Consider the following 20,191-nt stretch of genomic DNA (forward strand, 5'->3'; position numbering starts at 1 on the left):
CGCCAACCTGAGCGGCCTGCAAGCGGCGATGAGCACCTTCATCTCCACCACCGAGCGCGAAGCCACCAACCTGCGCGTCACCACCCAGCACGCCTTCGACGCCCAGACCTACGCCGCCGTGATTCAGGCTGGCGGCGCGGTCAACGTCCAGGCCGGCAACAACATCGACAACAGCGTGGTACGCGGTGGTTTTACCTACGTCAGCGGCGGCAAGCGCACCGACACCACGGCACCGGGCAGCGACTACGCCACCCTGGTACCGCTCGACCGGCAACTGGCGCCAGACCTGGCACAGCAAGCGCTCAACCCGACCACCTTGCCCGGCTTCAGCCTGCCCACTGGCCAGAACGGCCTGTTCCGCCTGAGCGACGCATCCACCAGCGGTGCCGCGCTGCTCAGCGCCGCCAACAGCAGCCAGCCGCACCGCTACCTGATCGAAACCAACCCGGCACTGACCGACCTGCGCCAGTTCCTCAGCTCCAGCTACCTGCTCGACGGCCTGGGCCTGGACGCCGACACCGCCTGGAAACGCCTGGGCGATGGCTATTACGAACAACGCCTGATCCAGCAAGCCGTCGTCGCCCGCACCGGCCAGCGCTTCATCAACGGCCTGACCAGCGACGAAGCGATGTTCAAGTACCTGATGGACAACGCCATCGCCAGCCAGTCGGCGCTGAACCTCAGCGTCGGCGTCGGCCTGTCCGGCGAGCAAGTCGCCGCGCTGACCCACGACATCGTCTGGATGGAAGACCAGGTGGTGCGCGGCGAACACGTGCTGGTGCCGGTGCTGTACCTGGCGCAAGCCAACAACCGCCTGGCCGCCAACGGCGCGCTGATTCAAGGCAACGAACTGTCGCTGATCGCCGGCAACAACCTGACCAACGTCGGTGTACTTAAAGCCACCAGCACCTTGCAGGCCGGGGCCGGCAATAGCCTGATCAACGAAGGGCTGATTCAGACCAATGAACGCCTGAACCTGCAAGCGACCAACGATGTACTCAATCGCGCCGGCGGCGTGATCAGCGGCCGCGATGTCAGCCTGGTCTCGGCCAATGGCGATGTGAGCAACGAGCGTACGGTTACCAGTCATCAGAGCGCCGCTGGAGCCTCGGTCTGGCGCGAAGACTTCGCCAGCAGCGCGGCGCGGATCGAGGCGGCGGGCGATCTGACGGCCAGGGCCGGGCGTGATGTAAATAACAGCGGCGTCATGCAAGCCGCTGGCAACGCGACGTTAGTGGCGGGCCGCGATGTGAATGTAGTGGCAGCGCAGACCCAGGAAGGGCGTGTTGACGGGCCGAATCACACCCGTTCCAGCGTGACGCAACTGGGTGCTGAACTCAGTGCTGGGCAGAACGTAGGCGTGCAGGCCGGGCGCGATATCAATGTCACGGCCAGTCAGGTCGCCAGCCAAGGCAACCAGACACTTCTGGCGGGCGAAAACATTCGGGTCGAATCCGCCGCTAACCAGAGCGAATACGTTTCACGCAGCAAGAGGGTCACTGAAGAGATTCGCACGGTCAACCAGCAGGCCAGCCAGCTGCAAGCCGGCGGCAACCTTGTGCTGGATGCCGGAACGAATCTCGATGTCGTGGCCAGCCAGCTCAACGCACAAGGCAATGTGGCCCTTGACGCTGGACAGGATATCAACCTGACCTCAGCGCTGAATGAGGATGCGCGCTTCTATGCCAAGAAAAGCAAAGGCTCGTTTGGCCGCAGCAGCAGTGAACAACGCGAAAGCTATGACAGCACCAACGTCGCCACCGAGGTCAATGCAGGCCAGGACCTGACCGTCAACGCCCGTCAGGCGGCCGATGGCAGCATCGGTATCAACGGGGCTCGCGATGTCACCGTTATCGGCAGTCAGCTCAAGGCCGGCAACGATCTGGTCATCGGCGCCAGCAACGATGTGGCGGTGCTGTCAGGTGTCGAGGAGCACGGAGCCTATAGCCAGAAAAGCAAATCCGGATTTCTGGGTTTGTCCAAGAGTGGCAAGAGCGAGTTGCAGACCAGCGCCACGCAAGTGGCCAGCGGGCTGGATGCCAAAGGTAATGTCATCGTCGCCTCGGGCAAGGACATCCGCCTGCGCGCCAGCGACATCAATGCCGGTAACGACGTTGATCTCAGGGCGGGTCTGGTCGACAGCAACGGCGACATCAACCTGATCGCCGCCAACGACGAAGCCTACAGCCGTAGCGAGGAATATCGCAAAAAGACCGGCTTGTCGGTCTCGGGCGGCTTCCTGTCAATCAGTTCGGCCAAGCAGGCCGGGCGCGAAGCGCAAAGCAGCACCAGCGTCGGCAGCCAGGTGACGGCAGAGCGCGATGCCGCGTTGCAAGCCGAGCGTGACATCAATGTGGTCGGCAGCCGTATTCAAGCCGGGGGCCAGGTCAATCTGAATGCCGGTCGTGACGTAAATGTCCTGGCCGCACAAAACAGCCGTTCCGATCAGGATTGGGAGAAAAAACGCCAGAGCGGGATTGGCATTTCGGGCGACGACAACGGCGTCACCCTCTTTGCCGGCATCGAGCGCACCGCCGAAAGAAACCGACTGGAACAACAGACCGCCGCCGCGAGCCAGATCAATGCAGGTCAGGACCTTGGTATTCGGGCCGGGCAAGACATCAATCAGATCGGCTCAGACCTGCAAGCCGGCAACGACATCAATCTGGCGGCACAGCGCAATATCCTGATCGACGCCGCCAGCGAGCGGCAGGTCATCGAGCAGCAGCGTGAACAACAACGCAATGGTCTGAGTGGCACCATCAATCACAACTTCGGGAGTACCAAGGATGCGGTGAGCGGTGCAGGCAAAGGCGATGACAACGTCAGCAAGGCCTCCAGCACCCTCAAGGCTGTGGACAGCGTTAGCCAGTTCCTCGCTGGCCCGACCAGTGATGGCAAGTTTGGCACCAGCAAGCAAAGCACCACTGAGCAAGTGACCGAGCAAAGCAGCCGTGCCTCCACGTTAGAGGCGGGTAATGATGTAAATCTGTCGGCGAACAATGATGTGCGGGTACGCGGCAGCCAGATGCAGGCTGGGCGGGACATCAATGTCATGGGGCGCGATGTGACCCTTGAAGCGGCCAAGAACAGTTTTAGCCAGGAAAACCGGGAAAGGCAGAGCTGGGGCGGGATACATGGTGGGACCAGTGGTGGGTTCAAGATAGGGGTCGGTGGCAGTAACGGGCAGATCAGCGGCGACAGCAGCCAGGGCAGCTCAACCGTTAGCTCTTTAACGGCCGGGCAGGACATCAACCTGAAAGCTACCAATGACCTGACACTGGTAGGCACGCAAGCTAATGCCGAACGTAATATCGACCTCCAGGCTGGCAACAACCTGAACATCCGCGCTGCGCAAAACGATGCAGACAGCCAGAACAACCGTAAAAGCGGTGGCGGTGAAGTGGGGCTCAGCGTTGGGTCAGAAGGTGTGGGTATCTACGCCAGCGTGAATCTTGGCAAAGGCAATCTCGAACGGGAAAGCCAGCAACAACAGCAAGCCTACCTCTATGCAGGCAATCGTCTGGCGTTCAGCAGTGGGCAGGACACCACCATCAGTGGTGCCACTTTGCGCGGCAACGAAGTGGTTGGCCGTGTTGGCCGCGATCTGATGGTGTCTTCGGCGGTCGATACCGGTCAGGTCGAAGGCAAAGAATATGATCTCAGCGCTACCGTGACAGTGGGGCCGGGTGCAGGCGTCAGCGGTTCGGTCGGTTATGGCACAACCAATGGCTCGACTTATTGGGTCGATCAGCAAGCCCGTATTACCGGCAAAAACAGTGTCGATATCCGCACGCAAAACCACACCCAGCTCGATGGCGCCTTGATTGCTGCCGACAGCGGCAAGCTCAAACTCGATACTGGCACCTTGGGTTTTAGCGACATCGCCGGCAAGGATAAAGAACACGGCTATTACCTGAATGTCGGCGGTTCTTACGGCAAGGGCACCCAAGACCCGTCGGTTGAAGGCAAGGGTGGTAAAGACGAAAACGGTTGGAGCCTGGAAGGCTGGAACTACGAAAAAGATCGCCAGCAAATTGTCCGCGCCACATTGGGCAGCGGCGACATCGTGGTGCGCAACGATGCACTAACAGGAGCGGACTCGACCAACGGTCTGAATCGCGATGTCGACAAGGCCTACGAAATTACTCGGGACGATGAGCAACGCACCAACCTTTACGCATCCAGTCGTTCGATTGAGGCCGTCAGCAATCCGGTCACAACTGCACAGGTCTGGACCCGCCAACTGCTTGATTACAATGAGACGGCCAAAAAGAACTTCGAGCAGGCTGCTCTTGATGCCAGCCTCGTTATTAATCGGATCGAAAGAGGCCTGGGACGTCAACTCGATAGCGGTGCCACAAAGATGGTGGGCAACGACTTTGCCGAAGCCACCATGGAGTCCTTGATCCGCGGGGGATTGAGTCGCAGTCAGGCCTTGGAGACCATGGCTGATCCAGATTTTCAGGAAAAGGTATTGGCTGAGCTTGATTATCTGTCCAGTATCAATCTAGAACCGGTTAAAGCTGCCAGTGAGGAACTCAACACATCGCTCGCCGGGCTCATAAGCTCAACAACTGTCGTGCTTGATGAAACGCTAATCCATGCCTCTGAGGAGAAAAAACGCACAGCCGCGCAGGATGTCCTGAGCGCCATGGGCAAGGTCAACGATTACATACAAGAGCATGAGACTGAGAGGGAGGCGGTTACCGTTGTCGTTGCTTTGGCAGGAGGCCCTAAGGCGCTGGTTCAGTTAGCCATTGTCAACGCGGCAGCCAAGACTGATATAGGACAGCAACTGAATGAAACCATGGCGCAGTACAGCGACGTCCTGGGCACGAAGCTTGCCATTGAAATTGAAGGTACAGAGCTTAGTAAAGAAGACGTCGAACAACGGTCTCTGATCGGCGGTGGTGTCTTGATGGTGGCGGTCTTGACAGGCGTGATCGCGAGCCGTAAATCAGGAGCCGAGAGCAGAACGGTTTCGATGGATCGGAGCAAGAATGCGAATTCGTCGAGTGCTGTGACAGATGCTGAAGCTGGGGTTAGCAAACTACCAAGAACTTGGGATGTTCCAAGCACTACAATTAGTAAATTCCCAGAGAGCTGGGCAGTTTCGCCAAATAAAAAAGGTACTGGATTTAGATGGCAAGACCCCAAAAATAAAGGAAATGGTGTTCGGATTGATAAGGGTGAAGCTCATATAAGTCAGCCAACTCAGCAAGTGGATCACGTTATTGTTAGGTCAAATGGTAAGGTTATAGGTAGAGATGGTAAGCCTGTTGTAGGGTCTATTAAAGATCATGCAGAGGAAGTTCATATTCCGTTAAGCGAGTACAGGAAGTGGGAAAAATGGAACTCTCCGAACTAGAGTACCCTGCGATGAGAGATGAATTGATCTCCTACTTGGAGGGGTTGTCCAGTGCTGATTATCAATATAGTGCCTGGGTATCTAGGTCGAGCTCTGATATAGCTTATGATGAGTTGGATTATACTATTCACTTTTTATACGATGATACCGATTTGGCAACCGATCCTCGCTCTTGGGTCGGGATTATACTTAGAGGGGAGAACGAAGTAAGAGCAATTTCTAATGTTGTTAAGAGTATTGATAAGGTTTTTGATAAATATGGGACTTGCCTTGCGGATGAGGAATATTTAACAAAGCCTGAATGGGCTAGTGTTATTGAATCATCAAAAAACGCTTTAATAGAGTTTTCTCAGGTGTAGAAATCCTGATTTTATCTGGCACTTAAAGTTAAAGGGCCCTAGTTTGCGCTAGGGCTCTTCCTTTACTCTGCCGTAATCATCAACAGGTCAGCCACACCGCTACCTGATCGAAATCAACCCGGCACGGACCGACCTGCGCCAGTTCCTTAGCTCCAGCTACTTGCTCGACGGCCTGTGCCTGCCAGCGTTGGCATCAGCATTTGTATTCCGCCGCTTTGCCTAGGTGCCAGTGGCAGCGCTGCATTCAGCCGAAAAAGTTGCGCCGCCAGCGCCATAGGTGGTGCGGCATCGAGCTTGCTGACCCATCTGTTCAGCGAAACCAGTCCCGATGAGTCTGCACCGGAGCGCGAAGCCAAACGCAATTTCGCGCACAGCTGCAGCTGGCGGAAATGAATGGGGAGCCCTTTAATCTGGTTGTAAGTCCGCGAACGCAAAATATTTCAGAACCTTTGAAAGCTCAGATAGATGCAGTTGTTAGTAGGTTTGGAGGTGGTATATGTAGATATGATCCAGCTACTAAAGAATTTTCAGATTTTTAGTTGAGGGAGGTAGAGTGTGCTGAAGATATCGTTGATTACGGAAGTGGATACGAAGCTTTGGGAAGTGGGCAAAAAGGTACTTTCAGCTTTCACTGAAATAAGCCCGCTGCTAACTCCTGATGTCTTGTTTTAATGGGAGAACAAGATTTCAGATTTTCATAGCGTGGATGAGTGCAAGAGCTATTGGGCTCAGACTGCAATAATGCAGGCTGCAAACGCTAAAGTAGAAATTCCTATCGGGCTTAGGTGGAAAAATAAAGGGCCTGCTAAATACGATGCTGAGATTAGTCATACTTACATGAGTGTTAAAGGTGATTTGATAAATGGTTTGTTGAAGCTTAGTGCCAAGCTACATAGGTGTGTTGACTGGCTTGTTGTTTTCAAAGAGTTATGTCTGGCGATTAAGCCAGATATTGCAATTATGCATTTTTTCTCTGGGCCTGAACTGAAAAAAACAAGCGTAGGCACCCATGAGAGCTATTTTTTATCAGGGGTTGTTTGTAATGGGAAGATACCTAATATTGGCTGGGCAATGTTTTACGGTGATGGTTTTTCTCAGGAGGTTAATGCTGAAAAAATTTCGGCGGCAGGATTCTGTGTTGAAAGTTTAGGGGGCGGGTATCTAGTGCGGGTGACGGATGATATTAATGATGTTGTGTCAGATTTTTCAGGGTTTTCTAAAAGGCGCTCTGAGCTTAAGGGTTTGTTTCGAGAGGGCTTTTTTATGATTGGGGATGAGCCTGTAGCGTAGATGAGATTTGGTTAGGTTTTTAAGCTGGTCATGAAGTGGTGTGATGTGTATGGTGCAAGTTTTTACATGTTGATTTTTAGATTTTTTGCTCTTTAAAAATTACTTAAATCTGAAGTAAAATTTTATGTTTTCTACGCAATAGTGCTGGCAGGGCAAAAAAGTTTCAGCCCGTTTTTAGACGACTTTTCATAAAATATTAGTCGCGATGCGGATAACAACTTGCAAGCCGGTGGGGCTGCTACCGAGGTCAAAGGCGTCAGCGCCAACGCGCCTGTTGCCTTGATCCCCAGCGGTAATTCCAGCAGTAAAACCCGCAGTGGCATCAGCGGCGCAACCGTCAACATCACTAACGAAGCGGGTCAACGCGCCCTGACCGGCGAAAGCGCAGCTGAAACGGTCGCCGGTATCAATACCGACGTATCCAGCGACCGCGATGGCACCAACAAGCTCAAGCCGATCTTCGACGCCGAAGAGATTCAGACGAATTTCGAGATCACCAGCACATTCGTGAAAAACGTCGGCGTGTTCCTGGAGGACCGCGCCAACGAGGTCAAAGCCAAAAACAATGAGGCTGAAAAAGAACTGGTTGCCTCCCAGAACCCCAATCGTTCGCTGGAGGATCGGCAAGCCAGCCGCGACAGGTACCTGGTCCTCAAGGAAGAGGCCCGCGAAACCAACAACGACTGGGGCGCCGGTGGTACCTACCGCCAGATCGCTACCGCGCTGACCGCCGGCATCTCCGGCAACGTGACCGGCGGCACCAGCCAGTTCTCGCAGAACATGGTGGTCAACTACCTCCAGCAACAAGGCTCGGCCGCCATTGGCGACATGGTCAGGGATGGACTGGGAGAAGGCAGCCCGGAACACGCCGCACTACACGCCATTCTCGGTTGCGCAGGTGCAGCGGCCAGCCGACAAAGCTGTTCCGCCGGCGCCATGGGCGGTGCGGCATCGAGCCTGCTGACCCACTTGTTCAGCGAAACCAGCGCCGATGAGTCTGCACCGGAGCGCGAAGCCAAACGCAACGTCATCGCCAGCCTGGTGACGGGTATTGCGGGCATGACCAGCCCATCTACGGCGGCGACGGCCAGTAATGCTGCGGCTGCCAATGTGGATAACAACTGGCTGGCGACGCAGCAGGAGTTGCAGTACCGCAAGGAAATGGATCAAGCCTCTACCTCGCTGGACAAGCTGAATGTCTGGGCCAAGTGGGAAAAGACCTCGCTCAGGCAGGACGTACTGACAGGCACGGGCATTGCCAAAGGCTTCACCGAGGGCATGGCCGGCATGGGGCTGGACACCCTGAACAGCGCCGCCGGGTTCATGCGTGATCCGAAGGAAAGCTTCAAGGCTGCCAAAGAGTTCATTACCTCCCCTGAAGCCCAGAGACAGTTGGGCCAGCAGCTGGCTGCCACCCTGGAGAAACAGGTCAGGGAGATTGAGGTCGAGCTTGATCAGGGTGGTGACGCTCATGCCGAGGAACTTGGCAAGAAAATGGGGCAGACCTATGCCCTGGTGATCGGAACGATTGCCAGCGGCCCTGGTGGTAATGCCGCCAAATCGATGAACTTCGCGAGAATCGGGCTCAATCTCTCCAGCAAAAGTGTTGAAGCGGTTAGCGCCGGAATCAAGCTTGACCATGTCAAGGACGAGATCGCCACGCTTGGGAAGGTGGGGCGTGATACGGATGTGCCGGTTATTGAAACCGTTGCAGGCACAGCCGCGCAGGCAACGAAGGATGTCGAGTCTGGCCTTGATTTATTACTCACTGATCGTGCCAAGGCTCTGGCAGAGCAAAATGCAAATCGCAAACTCACGCTTTACGGGCCATGCTGCTTCGCAGCGGGCACCAAAGTGTCGACGCCAAGCGGCGAGCGCGCGATCGAGACGCTCAAAGTGGGCGACATCGTCTGGAGCAAGCCAGAAAAAGGCGGTAAACCATTCGCCGCTGCCATCCTGGCCACGCATGTTCGTTCCGACCAGCCGATTTATAAACTCAAACTCAAGGGTGTAGACGAAGACGGTAAGGTCAAGAGCGAAACGCTGCTGGTGACCCCAGGGCATCCGTTCTATGTACCGGCCAAGAAAGACTTTGTTCCCGTCATTGATCTCAAGCAGGGAGACCAACTGCAGTCACTGGCAGACGGCGCGACGGAGAACAGCTCGTCCGAGGTTGAATCGCTGGAGCTTTACGCACCGTCAGGCAAGACGTATAACCTGACAGTCGATATTGGCCATACGTTCTATGTCGGTGAGCTTAAGACGTGGGTTCATAATGAAGGACCTTGTCTGCTTCCAGATGGTACGTTTGGGGCTGGTGGAGCTAAAGGAGGCCCGCCATTAGCGTTGCCGTCGGGGACACAAGGCTCTGTTGTTAGAGGTTCGTTAACCGACCACGAATTCAAACAGGCATCCGACATAGTTTCCTTCAGAGGCGGGGAGTTTAAAGGAGTGGACTCATCTAAGTTTCCTGGTATTGATGGTTGGTTGGATGGTGTGCCAGCTCAGCTTAAGGTTGTAGAGGGTACGAGTATAAATGCGGTTAGGAGGAATATTGTTAGTGGGGCCAAGGATATGGCAAAAGCAGGGTATAAAGGTGATATATATATAGATGCCACAAATACAGGGGTCTCCATGAGTAAGATGTTGGATCATTTTAGTTCTGGGTCTCCAGTATCTAATATTGTTGGTGAAGGAGTTGTGAGCAATATTTATATTAAGACGCAAGATGGCTGGATGAATATTTCGGCTGGGCGAGTGGCTCAACATAAGGGCTGGCAATGATGGCGACAGGTTTGTTTGTTCCCGTTAAAAGAATTCCTGTTTTCAGTGAGCTACTGGATGGGATAGCCTTGTTTCTTTCAAGGTTTTTTGTGACGACAGGTGGGATAACAGTAGGTGTTAATCTTGCTGGGGGGCTTGATTTGAGCAAGGGGTTGATTATTGTACAGGATCATGAGCAAAGTCAGTTCTGTCGAGTTAGTTTTTCAGAGGTTTCTATTGAGTCGAGAGAGATCTCGGAATATGATCTACCTATTGTTGCGCAGGTAATTACTAGGCCGGAAAGTAGTTTTTATTTCTCCGTGGCTGTTTCCTATGCGATCGGTATGAGCTTGGGGGGGCGAGTTGTTTATGATGATGGACATATCTATTTTGACGCCAAAAAAGATGTGTACTCTCTTTTGGAAGTGGAGCAGTATCTTATGGCTAAAGTTTAAGTGTTGCAAAAGTAACTGACGTGAGCGCTGGAGAGTTTTGGGTGGTAAGGAGTGAATGATTAAAGCTAGTGCTTAACAAGTGATCTATGTTGGTGAGTTTAAGGCATGGGTTCATAATGAAAGGGGAGTGCTGGCTTCCGAATGGTACGCTTGGTGTAAATGGTCCAAAAGCAACTGGGGCTGTAGGGAAAGAGATACCTGCGACATCTCCTTGCTCGGGATGGCTTGCGTGAAGACTTAGCGGCACAAGCCGGTACTCCTTCATCTGGTGGCGCCCAAGTCTATACGGTCGAAGGTGGTGCTACAGGGGTTAAAGAAATTCAGTATAGTTCCTTTAATTATTGGTGATGATGTTCTATCAACTCACAAGGGTGAGCACTATGTTGTTTATTGTAATTCGCGAGGGGGGAGTAGTTTTCAAATATTATAAGAGTGTACGTGGGTCAAAGTAATGGGTATTAAAATTTCATGGCGGGCTCCAATAAAACCTTCTGAGTCACTTGCGGGTATTCTGTTGGGAACACACGTAAGAGATCTTGAGCGGGCTTTTGCTGAATATGCTTCAGATTGTACACAGGGCGAATATGTTTTTTTGGAGTCACCTGCTCTGAGAATGGAAAAAGGTTTCGATTCTAATGGGGATGGAGGGTACGGCTTTTTTATTGTTGATCCGGAATTAACCAATTGGCGGCTTTATTACGATAGGTCTGATCATCCAGGTGTTGAATCAAGGGCGCTTCATGTGCTTACTCGTAATTGGCGGGCGGTTGCAGGAATCGAGTGCAGCACGGTCTTGAGGTGAAGAGCGGAACTGCTAATAAGACTAGCTATCAAAGATTTACCGATTATTTTGTGAATAAATTTGGGGCGCAAGGGGAGGGGCGGCTAAATGGCGAGGTCATCGAAAGGGCTGCCACAGTCTATGTGCCGTGAAGGTGGGAAATATGAAGCTCGAAGCCGAAAGTAGTCCTGTAATAATTAGTGTTAATCAAGCGCAGCTTGTAAAAACGTTAAAGAGATTAAAAAGCTATGGCCCTAGCTCATTCGCATGCATAACTGACGATGATGGTAATTACGTGCAAGTGGCTGGCGGTAGGTTCACTTGTTTTGTTGAGAGGTATGACGCTAAAAATAAAATTCTGTTCAGAGGCTATCATTCAAATTCCAGCACTAACTTCGAGGATGGAAGCTTGCTATCGTTTGGTGCGGGTCGTGTTCAATTAAAAAAAGATGAGTGGTTTAATGTTGATGATGTGATCGAGGTTTTCTCTCGCTTTAATGAAGGTCAGGCTCTACCGGAAAGTATTTACTGGCGCGAGATAAAGGTTGAATGAAAACGGGAGTTAAACAAATGGTGCAAAAGTGATAGAGGAAACTAAAGTTGATTTTTTGGACTGGAGTCGCGATGCCTGGGAGACTGAATTGACTAGGGGAATGTAAAAGCTTACTCGCTTTATGATGAAAGTTGTTTTGAAATAATTACTATCGACTCATTTGAGATCGCGCTATCAACGTGGTTGGATCTCATTAAACAGAAACCAGCGCAGGAATAATTCAGGAGGTTGAAGTCTAAACTGCCATTTTGTATGTGGCTTGGGTGCAAAAGGGCCAGATAAGATCGTTGTGCGCAGCGATAACGATTTCAGCGCAACGGTCAACGGGGCTGGCAGCATTCAAACACACGTGCGTGGGAAATTATACTTCTGGCTTTGGCTCAAAGGGTAAGGTAGCGAGGGTAAAAAATGATGAATGTTGCGGAGTTGAACGAGTTGCTTGCCGGTCACAACTGCTTGCATGCAATTAGCATTCAGTTAAATACGGAAGGGATGGCTTATGATTTATCTCTGTCGATTTCTGCCTCCGAAAAGGCGAGGGCTGATGTCGTAAATATCAAATTTATCGATGTTAGCCAATTTGCAGCACATGGTTTTGGCGGCGGATTGACTCAGCTTATGCATATGCGCGTGAGTAAGTTGGACTCAGGCTTTGACAGGGCGCGTTATCAATTGAGTGATCTTGAAGATAAAAAGATGTCGTTTTGTTTTTCATCATTTTCGGTTGGTTAGATAGAGCGTGAAAATTGATTGTCGCCAGCTCTTTTAAATAGTGAGGTTTTGCATGCAGTGTCCACGGTGTGAACAGGGTAGCGTTGTGAAGGCCAAGGTTGTGGTCACTGGTGATTTATTGTATGTCTGTGAGGAGTGTGAGGCTTCATGGTTTAATTATAAGGATATCGGTGGTAAGGCTTTTTTCGATTATGGGGGATACATGGAAAGTCTAGGGCTATTGCCGCTATGGAGTGAGTTGCAAGTCATTTCTGGATAGGAATATAAAAGTTCGGTTGCTTGTAATTTTTTAGCTGTAAGTGCAAGCGAATAGGCAAAGCCATGTGCTTAAGTAACCTGATAAGCTGAACCCAAACGAGCAGGCTTCGTGTTGGATAGGATGATTGAAGTGCTTGCGAACCTAACTCAAATATTGTCGCCTCCCTCCGTTACTAGTCACAAGGACTGGTCAGGTTTCGAGGTAAAAGAAAATCTATACTTGCCAGCCGATTATAAAGAATTTATATCGGTTTATGGTGGTGGTGTGATTGATGATTTTTTATGGGTGTTGAGTCCTTTCGCTAATAATCGAAATTTGAGTTTTGAAAAAAGTAAATATTTCCAAGAGTCGTATCTTGAAGTGAAGAAAGAGTTGCCCGCAGATTACCCAAGGCCCAAGTACCCTTCACAAGGATCTTTCATCCCCTGGGCAGTGACGGATAATGGTGAAACTCTTGTATGGATTGTAGAGGGAAAACCTGAGTCATGGGGCGTGGCTGTTCATAGCTCGGACCAGGGATGCGAGGAGGTCTACAATATTGGGTGTGTGGAGTTTATTCTGAAAATCCTTCGTAGGGAAATATCTTCTAGTATCTTGCCTGTTCAGTTTCCGCCTGAAGGGCAAGCGCTGCATGTTTTTAAGCGAACTGATTAACGGTTATCTTTTTGATGAGTTGTCGAGTCTTAATGTGATTTTTAAAATGTCGTATAATAATGGGGCTATGCGGGCAGTGAGTGAGTCGAAAATAAATTGCACAAACGGCACTTCCAGGCTCATGTTGCTGATCATCGAGCCTTGGGCTGAGCAGTACTGGCTGACACCCGGAATGTCAGTGGATGTTGTCGCTGTGGGCGGAGTGGGCAAGGGCGTATTCGAAATTGAGTATGTCGACGAGGGAATGATTGTCTATGCTTGGGAGGGTAGTGTAGTTTCCGTGTTGATTGACGGCGTAGAGGCAGAGCCGGATTCTCAAATTTAGATTGTTTGGTGTGCGCAGATCGCATGTCAATTTTTAGTAGATGATCTAATCTTTGAGCAGGGACGGTACAGTAGTAAATTTATAGAAAATTTGGGTGTCTGATCTTGGTGGTGATGAGTTTGTTGCGAGGTAAAAATGAATGTTGGCGATTTTTTTGAATCTGCAGGTTGGTTGGCTATTATCGATTTTAGGCTTTTTTTGTGGCCTGTAAATTATTCTGAAAATGATGAGGTTGGTAGTAGGGTTGAAATATCCAGTCCTGAATTAATATTTGCTGTCATTGATAAGATTCTACCCTTGGGTGGTGGTAGAAGTTTTGTGTTTCACAAGTCGGAGGCTTTGGGCTTCATAATACAGCTTTCGCCGGTAAAGATTAAATTGACGGCCTTGTCTGTAGAAGAGAGGGGGCATGGTTTTTTTTGTGTAGATGTCAGTGATGTCTCTATTGAATCGTGTAGGCTTCGCTATCAAGAACTACTTAAAAGCAAAAACATTAAGTCGGGTGACTGGCTGGATTATGTCTAATTGGTTTTTATTCTGAAGTCGGAAATAGCCTGGTTGGCTGTAGAGGGTTTTTTCAACGATCCACAGCAGAAATCAGAACGTATACAGTGGATTGCGTCTAACGATATTGTCTGGCCAGTCGATAGCTGAAAAGACGCTCAAACAATAAAGCTCGAAACGTTAAGCAGGGCATCTGATGAACCACTCGATCCAGACAATCCATGCGCTTCCCTCCATCGAACGTATCAAGCACGTCAGCCAGGCGCTTGCGCTGCTGGATGCGATCATCATGCCCGAGTGGCAATACCGGTATTTCTCATTCAACTGCAATTGGGATGGCGCCGGTCAAGAAATGATGGCGTCGATGAGGGACGGTTCAGGGGCGGAGTACTTCCTGCATTTCAGTTCTGAAGGTGTTGCCGCAAAGGTCGTGAGCGGATCGCTGTTGCCGGATGCCCTCAGGCACCTGAACGCAATGCCTGAGAGGTTCCAGGGTTTCAAATCCGAGCCAGCTTTTTCCACCGAACATGCAAGCCTGTTTTTCTGGCGAGGTGTGGATCAACCCTCGTGGTCGGTATCACCGGACACACTGGACCTCTATCCATTGCTGGGTTTTCTGGTGGATGGCGTCGAGGCGTACAAGAATCTGGTTGAGGATTACTACGAAGAACACCTTGATGCGAATACCATCGAGCAGGTGTTCGCTTCATTGAGCGTGACTGAAGATCAGTTGAGTGCGCTTAACCACGATCTGACCCTTGAGGATCTGGCGGAAGACGCTCAAGAGATTTTGGGGCGAATCCTTTAGGAGCACAAAGGTTGTGATGGATAAACAAGCGATTTCAAGACAGGCCAGCGAAATGCCGTGGATCAAGAAGGCCGCTGTCTTTCTGCTGGTACTCGATCATGCGCTGGAAAACCTCAAGTCATCCGGGGCCACCCATGCAACCTGCAAAGAGGCCATCGAACTTTGCTGGCAGTGGCTGTCTGATCGCAGCGTGACGGGGGAGGCACTGGCGCATTACCTCGATTCCGATGAGCTGCAAGATGGCCCGTTGGCAGAAAGTCATTTTGCCGCCGGCAGTGTCGAGCAGGACAGCCTGATTCTGATTGTGCTGGTTGTAGGGTTTTTTGCTCATCGGGCTTATAAGGTGTCAGGTCAGCAAGCCAGGATGTCGGCTTCGGTGTGCGAAGCGGATGAGGGGGCGGCGCAGTATATTGTCGAGTTCATAGATAAGGTGGGCCTGATGGATGTGCTGGGTGCTCACTTACCCACCCGCCCTGCATAAACCGTCACCGTCGCCCACCGATAATCACCGCCCCGTTTGCCGCTTACCGGGCGTTTCGCCATAATCCTTGCCTTGACACCGTTTCGCAGACTTAGCAGGAGCCTCATGGAGCACTTTCGTAATATCGGCATCATCGGTCGTCTGGGCAGTGCCCAGGTGCTGGAGACGGTGCGCCGACTCAAGAGATTCCTCCTGGACCGGCATCTGCATGTGATCCTCGAAGACACCATTGCCGAGGTGTTGCCTGGCCACGGCCTGCAAACCTCGTCGCGCAAGATGCTTGGCGAGGTCTGCGATCTGGTGATCGTGGTTGGCGGCGACGGTAGCCTGCTGGGCGCGGCGCGGGCGCTGGCCAAGCACAATGTGCCGGTGCTGGGCATCAACCGTGGGCATCTGGGCTTTCTGACCGATATCCGCCCCGACGAGCTGGAGATCAAGGTCGCCGAGGTGCTGGACGGTCATTACCTGGTCGAGAACCGTTTTCTGCTGCAGGCCGAGGTGCGTCGGCACGGTGAAGCCATCGGCCAGGGCGATGCGCTCAACGATGTGGTGCTGCACCCTGGCAAGTCGACGCGGATGATCGAGTTCGAGATCTGGATCGATGGCCAGTTCGTGTGCAGCCAGAAGGCTGACGGCCTGATCGTCGCCACTCCGACCGGCTCGACCGCGTATGCGCTGTCGGCGGGCGGGCCGATCATGCACCCCAAGCTCGACGCTATTGTCATCGTGCCGATGTACCCGCACACGCTGTCGGGCCGGCCGATCGTGGTCGACGGCAACAGTGAGCTGAAGATCGTGGTGGCCAAGGACATGACGATTTATCCGCAGGTGTCGTGCGATGGCCAGAACCATTTCACCTGTGCGCCGGGCGACACCGTCACGGTCAGCAAGAAGTCGCAGAAGCTGCGCCTGATTCATCCGCTGGATCACAACTATTACGAAGTGTGCCGTACCAAGCTCGGTTGGGGCAGTCGCCTCGGCGGGAGAGGAGACGACTGATGCTCGATCCCGCGCGTAGCTACGATCTGATCGGTGACGTGCACGGGTGTGCCCAGACCCTGGAGCGACTTCTGGAGCAACTCGGTTATCGTCTTGAAGCGGGTGTGTGGCGTCATCGCCAGCGCATCGCGCTGTTTCTCGGCGACATCATTGACCGCGGTCCACGAATCCGCGAGTCCCTGCACATTGTGCGCGACATGGTTCAGGCCGGTAGCGCGCTGTGCATCATGGGCAACCATGAATTCAATGCGCTGGGCTGGGTGACGCCGGCCTTGCCGCAAAGTGGCCATCATTTTGTGCGCGAGCACACGCCACGGCATGAAAAGCTGATCGGCGAGACCCTGGCGCAGTTCGAGCAGTACCCGGACGAATGGCGCGAGTTCATCGACTGGTTTTATGAGTTGCCGCTGTTTATCGATGCCGGGCGTTTCCGTGCCGTGCATGCGTGCTGGGACCCGAACCTGATCGAGCCGCTGCGTGGCCTGCACGGCTGCGGGCGCATCGACCGGCATTTCATCCAGGCGTCGGCCATTCCTGGCAGTTTTGCCAGCAATGTCTTCAACCGCCTGCTGCGCGGCACCGACATGCGCCTGCCGCATGGCCTGACGCTGACCGGCGGCGATGGCCTGACCCGCGAGTTCTTCCGCACCAAGTTCTGGGAAGACGACCCGCAAACCTATGGCGACATCGTCTTCCAGCCCGACGCGCTGCCCGAAGGCGTGGCCAAGACGCCGCTGTCGACCTCGGACAAGAACGCCTTGCTGCGCTATGGCATTGACGAGCCGCTGTTGTTCGTCGGCCATTACTGGCGCAGCGGCGTGCCGGCGCCGATCCGGCCCAACCTGGCGTGCCTGGACTACAGCGCGGTGCTGTACGGCAAGCTGGTGGCGTACCGGCTGGATCAGGAAACCCGAATCGACCCGGACAAATTCGTCTGGGTGGATGTCCAACGCCCCGAGGCGAGCCGCTAAGCGCTGTCTGCCCCTTTATTCAACCATTGGCTGTCACAAGGATTCACCATGGATGACTCGACGCTGGACCAACTGGAAGCCGCGCTGTCGGCGTCCCCCGGCAATGTCGCGCTGATTACCCTGCTGCTCAAGGCGTGCCTTGAGCGTGGCGATTACTCGCGGGGGCTGAAACTGCTTCCCGATGACCTGCAAAGCCAGCCCGGCAACGAAGCCCTCAAGCCTGTCGCGGCGCAGCTGTACCTGGCGGCCGGCGATGCACAAAAGGCGCTGGACCTGGCCGATGGCGACGATGCGCAGGCGCAGTTGCTGCGGGCCCGCGCCCTGGCCGATCTGGGCCGGCTCAAGGACGGTCAGGTTGAGTACCGCGCCGCGATCAACGCCAACCCGGCGCTGGAAGACATGGCGCTGTGGCGCCGGCTGAATGTCTCGGTCACCAGCATCGACAAGGGTGAAGGGCGTCCGCGCCTGCGGGTGATCTCCAATGACGACACCGACCAGACCGAAGTGCGCCGTCTGCTGGTGCCGGAAAATCAGGACGTGACCTTCGCCGACATCGGCGGCCTGGATGAGCTGAAAAAGACCATCCACAAGAAAATCATTCTGCCGTACCAGAAGCCGGGCCTGTTCGAGCGCTTTCGCAAGCGCGTCGGCGGTGGCGTGCTGTTGTACGGGCCGCCCGGTTGCGGCAAGACCATGCTGGCGCGGGCCACGGCTGGCGAGTGCAAGGCCAGGTTCTTCAACGTGGCGATTTCCGATGTGCTGGACATGTACATCGGTGAGTCCGAGCGCAAGTTGCACGCCTTGTTCGAGCAGGCGAGGGCGCAGGCGCCGGCGGTGATGTTCTTCGACGAGGTCGAAGCGCTGGGCGGCAAGCGTTCCAATACCCGCGACTCGACGTCTTCCAAGCTGGTCAGCCAGTTTCTGTCGGAGATGGACGGCTTCACTCAGGACAACAAGGGCGTGTTGATCCTGGCGGCGACCAACGTCCCATGGTCGGTGGACTCGGCATTCCGCCGTCCCGGTCGCTTCGACCGTACCTTGTTCGTGCCGCCGCCTGACCGCGTAGCGCGCGAGACCATGCTGCAGTTGATGGTCAAGGGCCGTCCGCTGGCCGCCGATATCGACTTTGCCTTTCTGGCCAAGAACACCTCGGGCTTTTCCGGCGCCGACCTGGGCGAGCTGGTGGAAACCGCTGCTGACGAGGCGATTGAAGAGTCGATCGAGCAGGGCGGTGAACAGCCGATCTGTGACCGGCACTTCAAGCAGGCCTTGAAAGAGGTGCGCGCCACCACGCTGGAGTGGCTGACCACCGCGCGCAATTACGCGCGCTATGCCAACGAAGGCAATCAGTACGATGAAGTGCTGGCCTTTCTCGACAAGCATGGCAAGGGACGTTGATGGCCACTGACAACGTGTATCGCATCGAAGACGAGCCGCGCCCCGGTACGCTGGCCAAATTTGCCGTCTCACCGTTCTGGCCGCTATTGGGCCTGATGATGGGCGGGCTGTGGCTGGGCTTGCCATGGTTCGTGCTCAACTCCATTGCCGTGGGTTGCCCCAACCGGGTCAAGGAATGGATCTGGGCAGGCGTCGGCCTGGTGGGCAGTGTGATTATTGCGCTGGGCTTGCTGTGGCTGATCAATACCGGCTACCTGAACAGCCAGGTGCAGTTGCAGTACGCCATTCTGATTCTGGTGGTATGGAAGCTGTCCATCGGTTATGTGCTGTTCACCCAGCAAAGCGCCACCATCGAGCTGTACCAGTATTACGGCGGCGAACTTAATCGTTTCGCGCCGTTGGTGGCCTTGGGCGGCGCGTTCCTGCTCAGGGGCGCGGTGCTCAAACTGCTGCCTTCAGACCTCTGGTTTTTGGTGATGAGCTGATGAATACAGACTATTTGCTGGAAGTCGCCTATCAGCGTCTGAACACCGGCCACACCGATGGCGCCATCGACAGCCTGCGTCAGTTGCTGGCCCATGACCCGGAGTCGGCCGAGGCGCATGCCTTGCTGGCCATCTGTTTGCTGAACATGCGCCGCCTGCATGCGGCACGTCACGAAGTCGGGCTGGCGCTGGCCAATGACCCGGCGCTGGCGCTGGCACACTATGCGGCCGGGCAGATCGACATCGCCGCCCGCCAGTTCAAGACCGCCGAGCAGCACCTGTTGCAGTTGCTCGATCTGGAGCCGATGCAGCCGCGTGGCTATCGCAGCCTGGCCGATCTTTATCAACTGACCGGACGCTTGAAAGAGAGCCTGCCGTTGCTGGAGAAAGCCCTGGAGTTGCAGCCCGATGACGCCGCCAACCTCACCGCCATGGCCGATTACTATCGCTCGTGCGGCGACTATGGCAAGGCGCAGCTGTATGCCCGCGAGGCGTTACAGGCCCAGCCCGGTCATATCGGCGCCATCGTGGTGCTGGGGCATTTGTTGCTGCGTGAAGGCAATGTGCAAGGCGCGCGCGAGCATGCCGCCTGGGCGTTGCAGGAAGACCCCAACAGCGTTCCGGCGTTGGGTTTGCTGACCGAGGTCAAGGCACGCAGCAATGTGTTCATGGGCGGCTGGTGGCGTTTCAACCGCTGGCTGATCGAACGCGGCAGCACCCGCGCCATTGTGTTGTTGCTGGTGATGTTCGTCTGCTACCGGGTTACGGTGTTGACCGTCAGCAGCCAGGGCTACCCGCAGGCGGCGCAGATGATCGACTGGTTGTGGCTGGGCTTTGCGATCTACACCTTCGCGGCCCCGCAGATCTTCCGCCGTGCGATGCAGAAAGAGCTGGAGCAGGTGAAGCTGTCCCGGGATTTCTAACGCCGCTGAGGATCCCCGTAGGAGCTTGTAGGACCGACTTTAGTCGGGAACGGTGGTGCGCCATTCCCGACTAAAGCGGA

18 protein-coding genes are annotated in these 20,191 nt (G+C 54.2%); all 18 read left to right on the forward strand.

The window, feature by feature from the left end; all coding sequences use genetic code 11:
* Positions 1-175: 175 nt before the first annotated feature.
* The 18 genes from ACYP2A_RS22850 to ACYP2A_RS22935 all read left to right on the forward strand — a co-directional run bounded on the left by ACYP2A_RS22850 (position 176) and on the right by ACYP2A_RS22935 (position 20,111).
* Positions 176-5,371: a hemagglutinin repeat-containing protein gene (locus tag ACYP2A_RS22850; protein WP_459748298.1), complete on the forward strand. Its 5,196-nt coding sequence runs from the start codon at positions 176-178 to the stop codon at positions 5,369-5,371.
* Entirely contained in the window at positions 5,353-5,730 is a 378-nt protein-coding gene (locus ACYP2A_RS22855) for an SCO4402 family protein (protein WP_459748215.1), read from the forward strand. The genes ACYP2A_RS22850 and ACYP2A_RS22855 overlap by 19 nt, the downstream gene beginning before the upstream one ends.
* 702 nt (positions 5,731-6,432) lie before the next feature.
* Positions 6,433-7,020: a hypothetical protein gene (locus ACYP2A_RS22860; RefSeq protein WP_459748216.1), complete on the forward strand. Its 588-nt coding sequence runs from the start codon at positions 6,433-6,435 to the stop codon at positions 7,018-7,020.
* Between the two features lie 219 nt (positions 7,021-7,239).
* Complete coding sequence (locus tag ACYP2A_RS22865; RefSeq protein WP_459748217.1) at positions 7,240-9,804, forward strand: polymorphic toxin-type HINT domain-containing protein; 2,565 nt, start codon at positions 7,240-7,242, stop codon at positions 9,802-9,804.
* Positions 9,801-10,238, forward strand: a complete 438-nt coding sequence (locus tag ACYP2A_RS22870) for a hypothetical protein (RefSeq protein WP_459748218.1) — start codon at positions 9,801-9,803, stop codon at positions 10,236-10,238. Before ACYP2A_RS22865 ends, ACYP2A_RS22870 begins: the two co-directional genes overlap by 4 nt.
* A 451-nt stretch (positions 10,239-10,689) precedes the next feature.
* Entirely contained in the window at positions 10,690-11,040 is a 351-nt protein-coding gene (locus ACYP2A_RS22875) for a hypothetical protein (RefSeq protein WP_459748219.1), read from the forward strand.
* A 142-nt stretch (positions 11,041-11,182) separates the two neighbouring features.
* Positions 11,183-11,572 (forward strand): hypothetical protein, encoded by a 390-nt coding sequence (locus ACYP2A_RS22880; protein ID WP_459748220.1) that lies wholly within the window; start codon positions 11,183-11,185, stop codon positions 11,570-11,572.
* A gap of 408 nt (positions 11,573-11,980) precedes the next feature.
* Positions 11,981-12,304, forward strand: coding sequence for a hypothetical protein (locus ACYP2A_RS22885; RefSeq protein ID WP_459748221.1), 324 nt, complete (start codon positions 11,981-11,983; stop codon positions 12,302-12,304).
* A gap of 367 nt (positions 12,305-12,671) precedes the next feature.
* Positions 12,672-13,217 carry an SMI1/KNR4 family protein gene (locus tag ACYP2A_RS22890; RefSeq protein ID WP_459748222.1) on the forward strand — a complete coding sequence of 182 codons (546 nt, stop codon included), beginning with the start codon at positions 12,672-12,674 and terminating at the stop codon, positions 13,215-13,217.
* Positions 13,195-13,542: a hypothetical protein gene (locus ACYP2A_RS22895; protein WP_459748223.1), complete on the forward strand. Its 348-nt coding sequence runs from the start codon at positions 13,195-13,197 to the stop codon at positions 13,540-13,542. Before ACYP2A_RS22890 ends, ACYP2A_RS22895 begins: the two co-directional genes overlap by 23 nt.
* Before the next feature lie 135 nt (positions 13,543-13,677).
* Positions 13,678-14,067: a hypothetical protein gene (locus ACYP2A_RS22900; RefSeq protein WP_459748224.1), complete on the forward strand. Its 390-nt coding sequence runs from the start codon at positions 13,678-13,680 to the stop codon at positions 14,065-14,067.
* Between the two features lie 175 nt (positions 14,068-14,242).
* Positions 14,243-14,854, forward strand: a complete 612-nt coding sequence (locus ACYP2A_RS22905; protein WP_459748225.1) for a hypothetical protein — start codon at positions 14,243-14,245, stop codon at positions 14,852-14,854.
* A complete protein-coding gene (locus ACYP2A_RS22910; RefSeq protein WP_459748226.1) occupies positions 14,805-15,335 on the forward strand; it encodes an Imm6 family immunity protein in 531 nt (176 codons plus the stop codon). Before ACYP2A_RS22905 ends, ACYP2A_RS22910 begins: the two co-directional genes overlap by 50 nt.
* 105 nt (positions 15,336-15,440) lie before the next feature.
* Positions 15,441-16,334, forward strand: a complete 894-nt coding sequence (locus ACYP2A_RS22915) for an NAD(+) kinase (protein ID WP_459748227.1) — start codon at positions 15,441-15,443, stop codon at positions 16,332-16,334.
* Entirely contained in the window at positions 16,334-17,305 is a 972-nt protein-coding gene (locus ACYP2A_RS22920) for a metallophosphoesterase (RefSeq protein WP_459748228.1), read from the forward strand. The genes ACYP2A_RS22915 and ACYP2A_RS22920 overlap by 1 nt, the downstream gene beginning before the upstream one ends.
* A gap of 48 nt (positions 17,306-17,353) precedes the next feature.
* Entirely contained in the window at positions 17,354-18,703 is a 1,350-nt protein-coding gene (locus ACYP2A_RS22925) for an AAA family ATPase (RefSeq protein WP_459748229.1), read from the forward strand.
* Positions 18,703-19,188, forward strand: a complete 486-nt coding sequence (locus ACYP2A_RS22930; protein WP_459748230.1) for a hypothetical protein — start codon at positions 18,703-18,705, stop codon at positions 19,186-19,188. Before ACYP2A_RS22925 ends, ACYP2A_RS22930 begins: the two co-directional genes overlap by 1 nt.
* Positions 19,188-20,111 (forward strand): tetratricopeptide repeat protein, encoded by a 924-nt coding sequence (locus tag ACYP2A_RS22935; protein ID WP_459748231.1) that lies wholly within the window; start codon positions 19,188-19,190, stop codon positions 20,109-20,111. Before ACYP2A_RS22930 ends, ACYP2A_RS22935 begins: the two co-directional genes overlap by 1 nt.
* The last annotated feature ends 80 nt before the right edge of the window (positions 20,112-20,191 follow it).

The organism is Pseudomonas sp. 3A(2025) (assembly GCF_054589175.1).

Coding starts and splice junctions, on each gene's coding strand:
- ACYP2A_RS22855 (WP_459748215.1), top strand. CDS start 5,353: ATGGAACTCTCCGAACTAGAGTACCCTGCGATGAGAGATGAATTGATC.
- ACYP2A_RS22870 (WP_459748218.1), top strand. CDS start 9,801: ATGATGGCGACAGGTTTGTTTGTTCCCGTTAAAAGAATTCCTGTTTTC.
- ACYP2A_RS22875 (WP_459748219.1), top strand. CDS start 10,690: ATGGGTATTAAAATTTCATGGCGGGCTCCAATAAAACCTTCTGAGTCA.
- ACYP2A_RS22880 (WP_459748220.1), top strand. CDS start 11,183: ATGAAGCTCGAAGCCGAAAGTAGTCCTGTAATAATTAGTGTTAATCAA.
- ACYP2A_RS22885 (WP_459748221.1), top strand. CDS start 11,981: ATGATGAATGTTGCGGAGTTGAACGAGTTGCTTGCCGGTCACAACTGC.
- ACYP2A_RS22895 (WP_459748223.1), top strand. CDS start 13,195: ATGTTTTTAAGCGAACTGATTAACGGTTATCTTTTTGATGAGTTGTCG.
- ACYP2A_RS22900 (WP_459748224.1), top strand. CDS start 13,678: ATGAATGTTGGCGATTTTTTTGAATCTGCAGGTTGGTTGGCTATTATC.
- ACYP2A_RS22905 (WP_459748225.1), top strand. CDS start 14,243: ATGAACCACTCGATCCAGACAATCCATGCGCTTCCCTCCATCGAACGT.
- ACYP2A_RS22915 (WP_459748227.1), top strand. CDS start 15,441: ATGGAGCACTTTCGTAATATCGGCATCATCGGTCGTCTGGGCAGTGCC.
- ACYP2A_RS22920 (WP_459748228.1), top strand. CDS start 16,334: ATGCTCGATCCCGCGCGTAGCTACGATCTGATCGGTGACGTGCACGGG.
- ACYP2A_RS22925 (WP_459748229.1), top strand. CDS start 17,354: ATGGATGACTCGACGCTGGACCAACTGGAAGCCGCGCTGTCGGCGTCC.
- ACYP2A_RS22930 (WP_459748230.1), top strand. CDS start 18,703: ATGGCCACTGACAACGTGTATCGCATCGAAGACGAGCCGCGCCCCGGT.
- ACYP2A_RS22935 (WP_459748231.1), top strand. CDS start 19,188: ATGAATACAGACTATTTGCTGGAAGTCGCCTATCAGCGTCTGAACACC.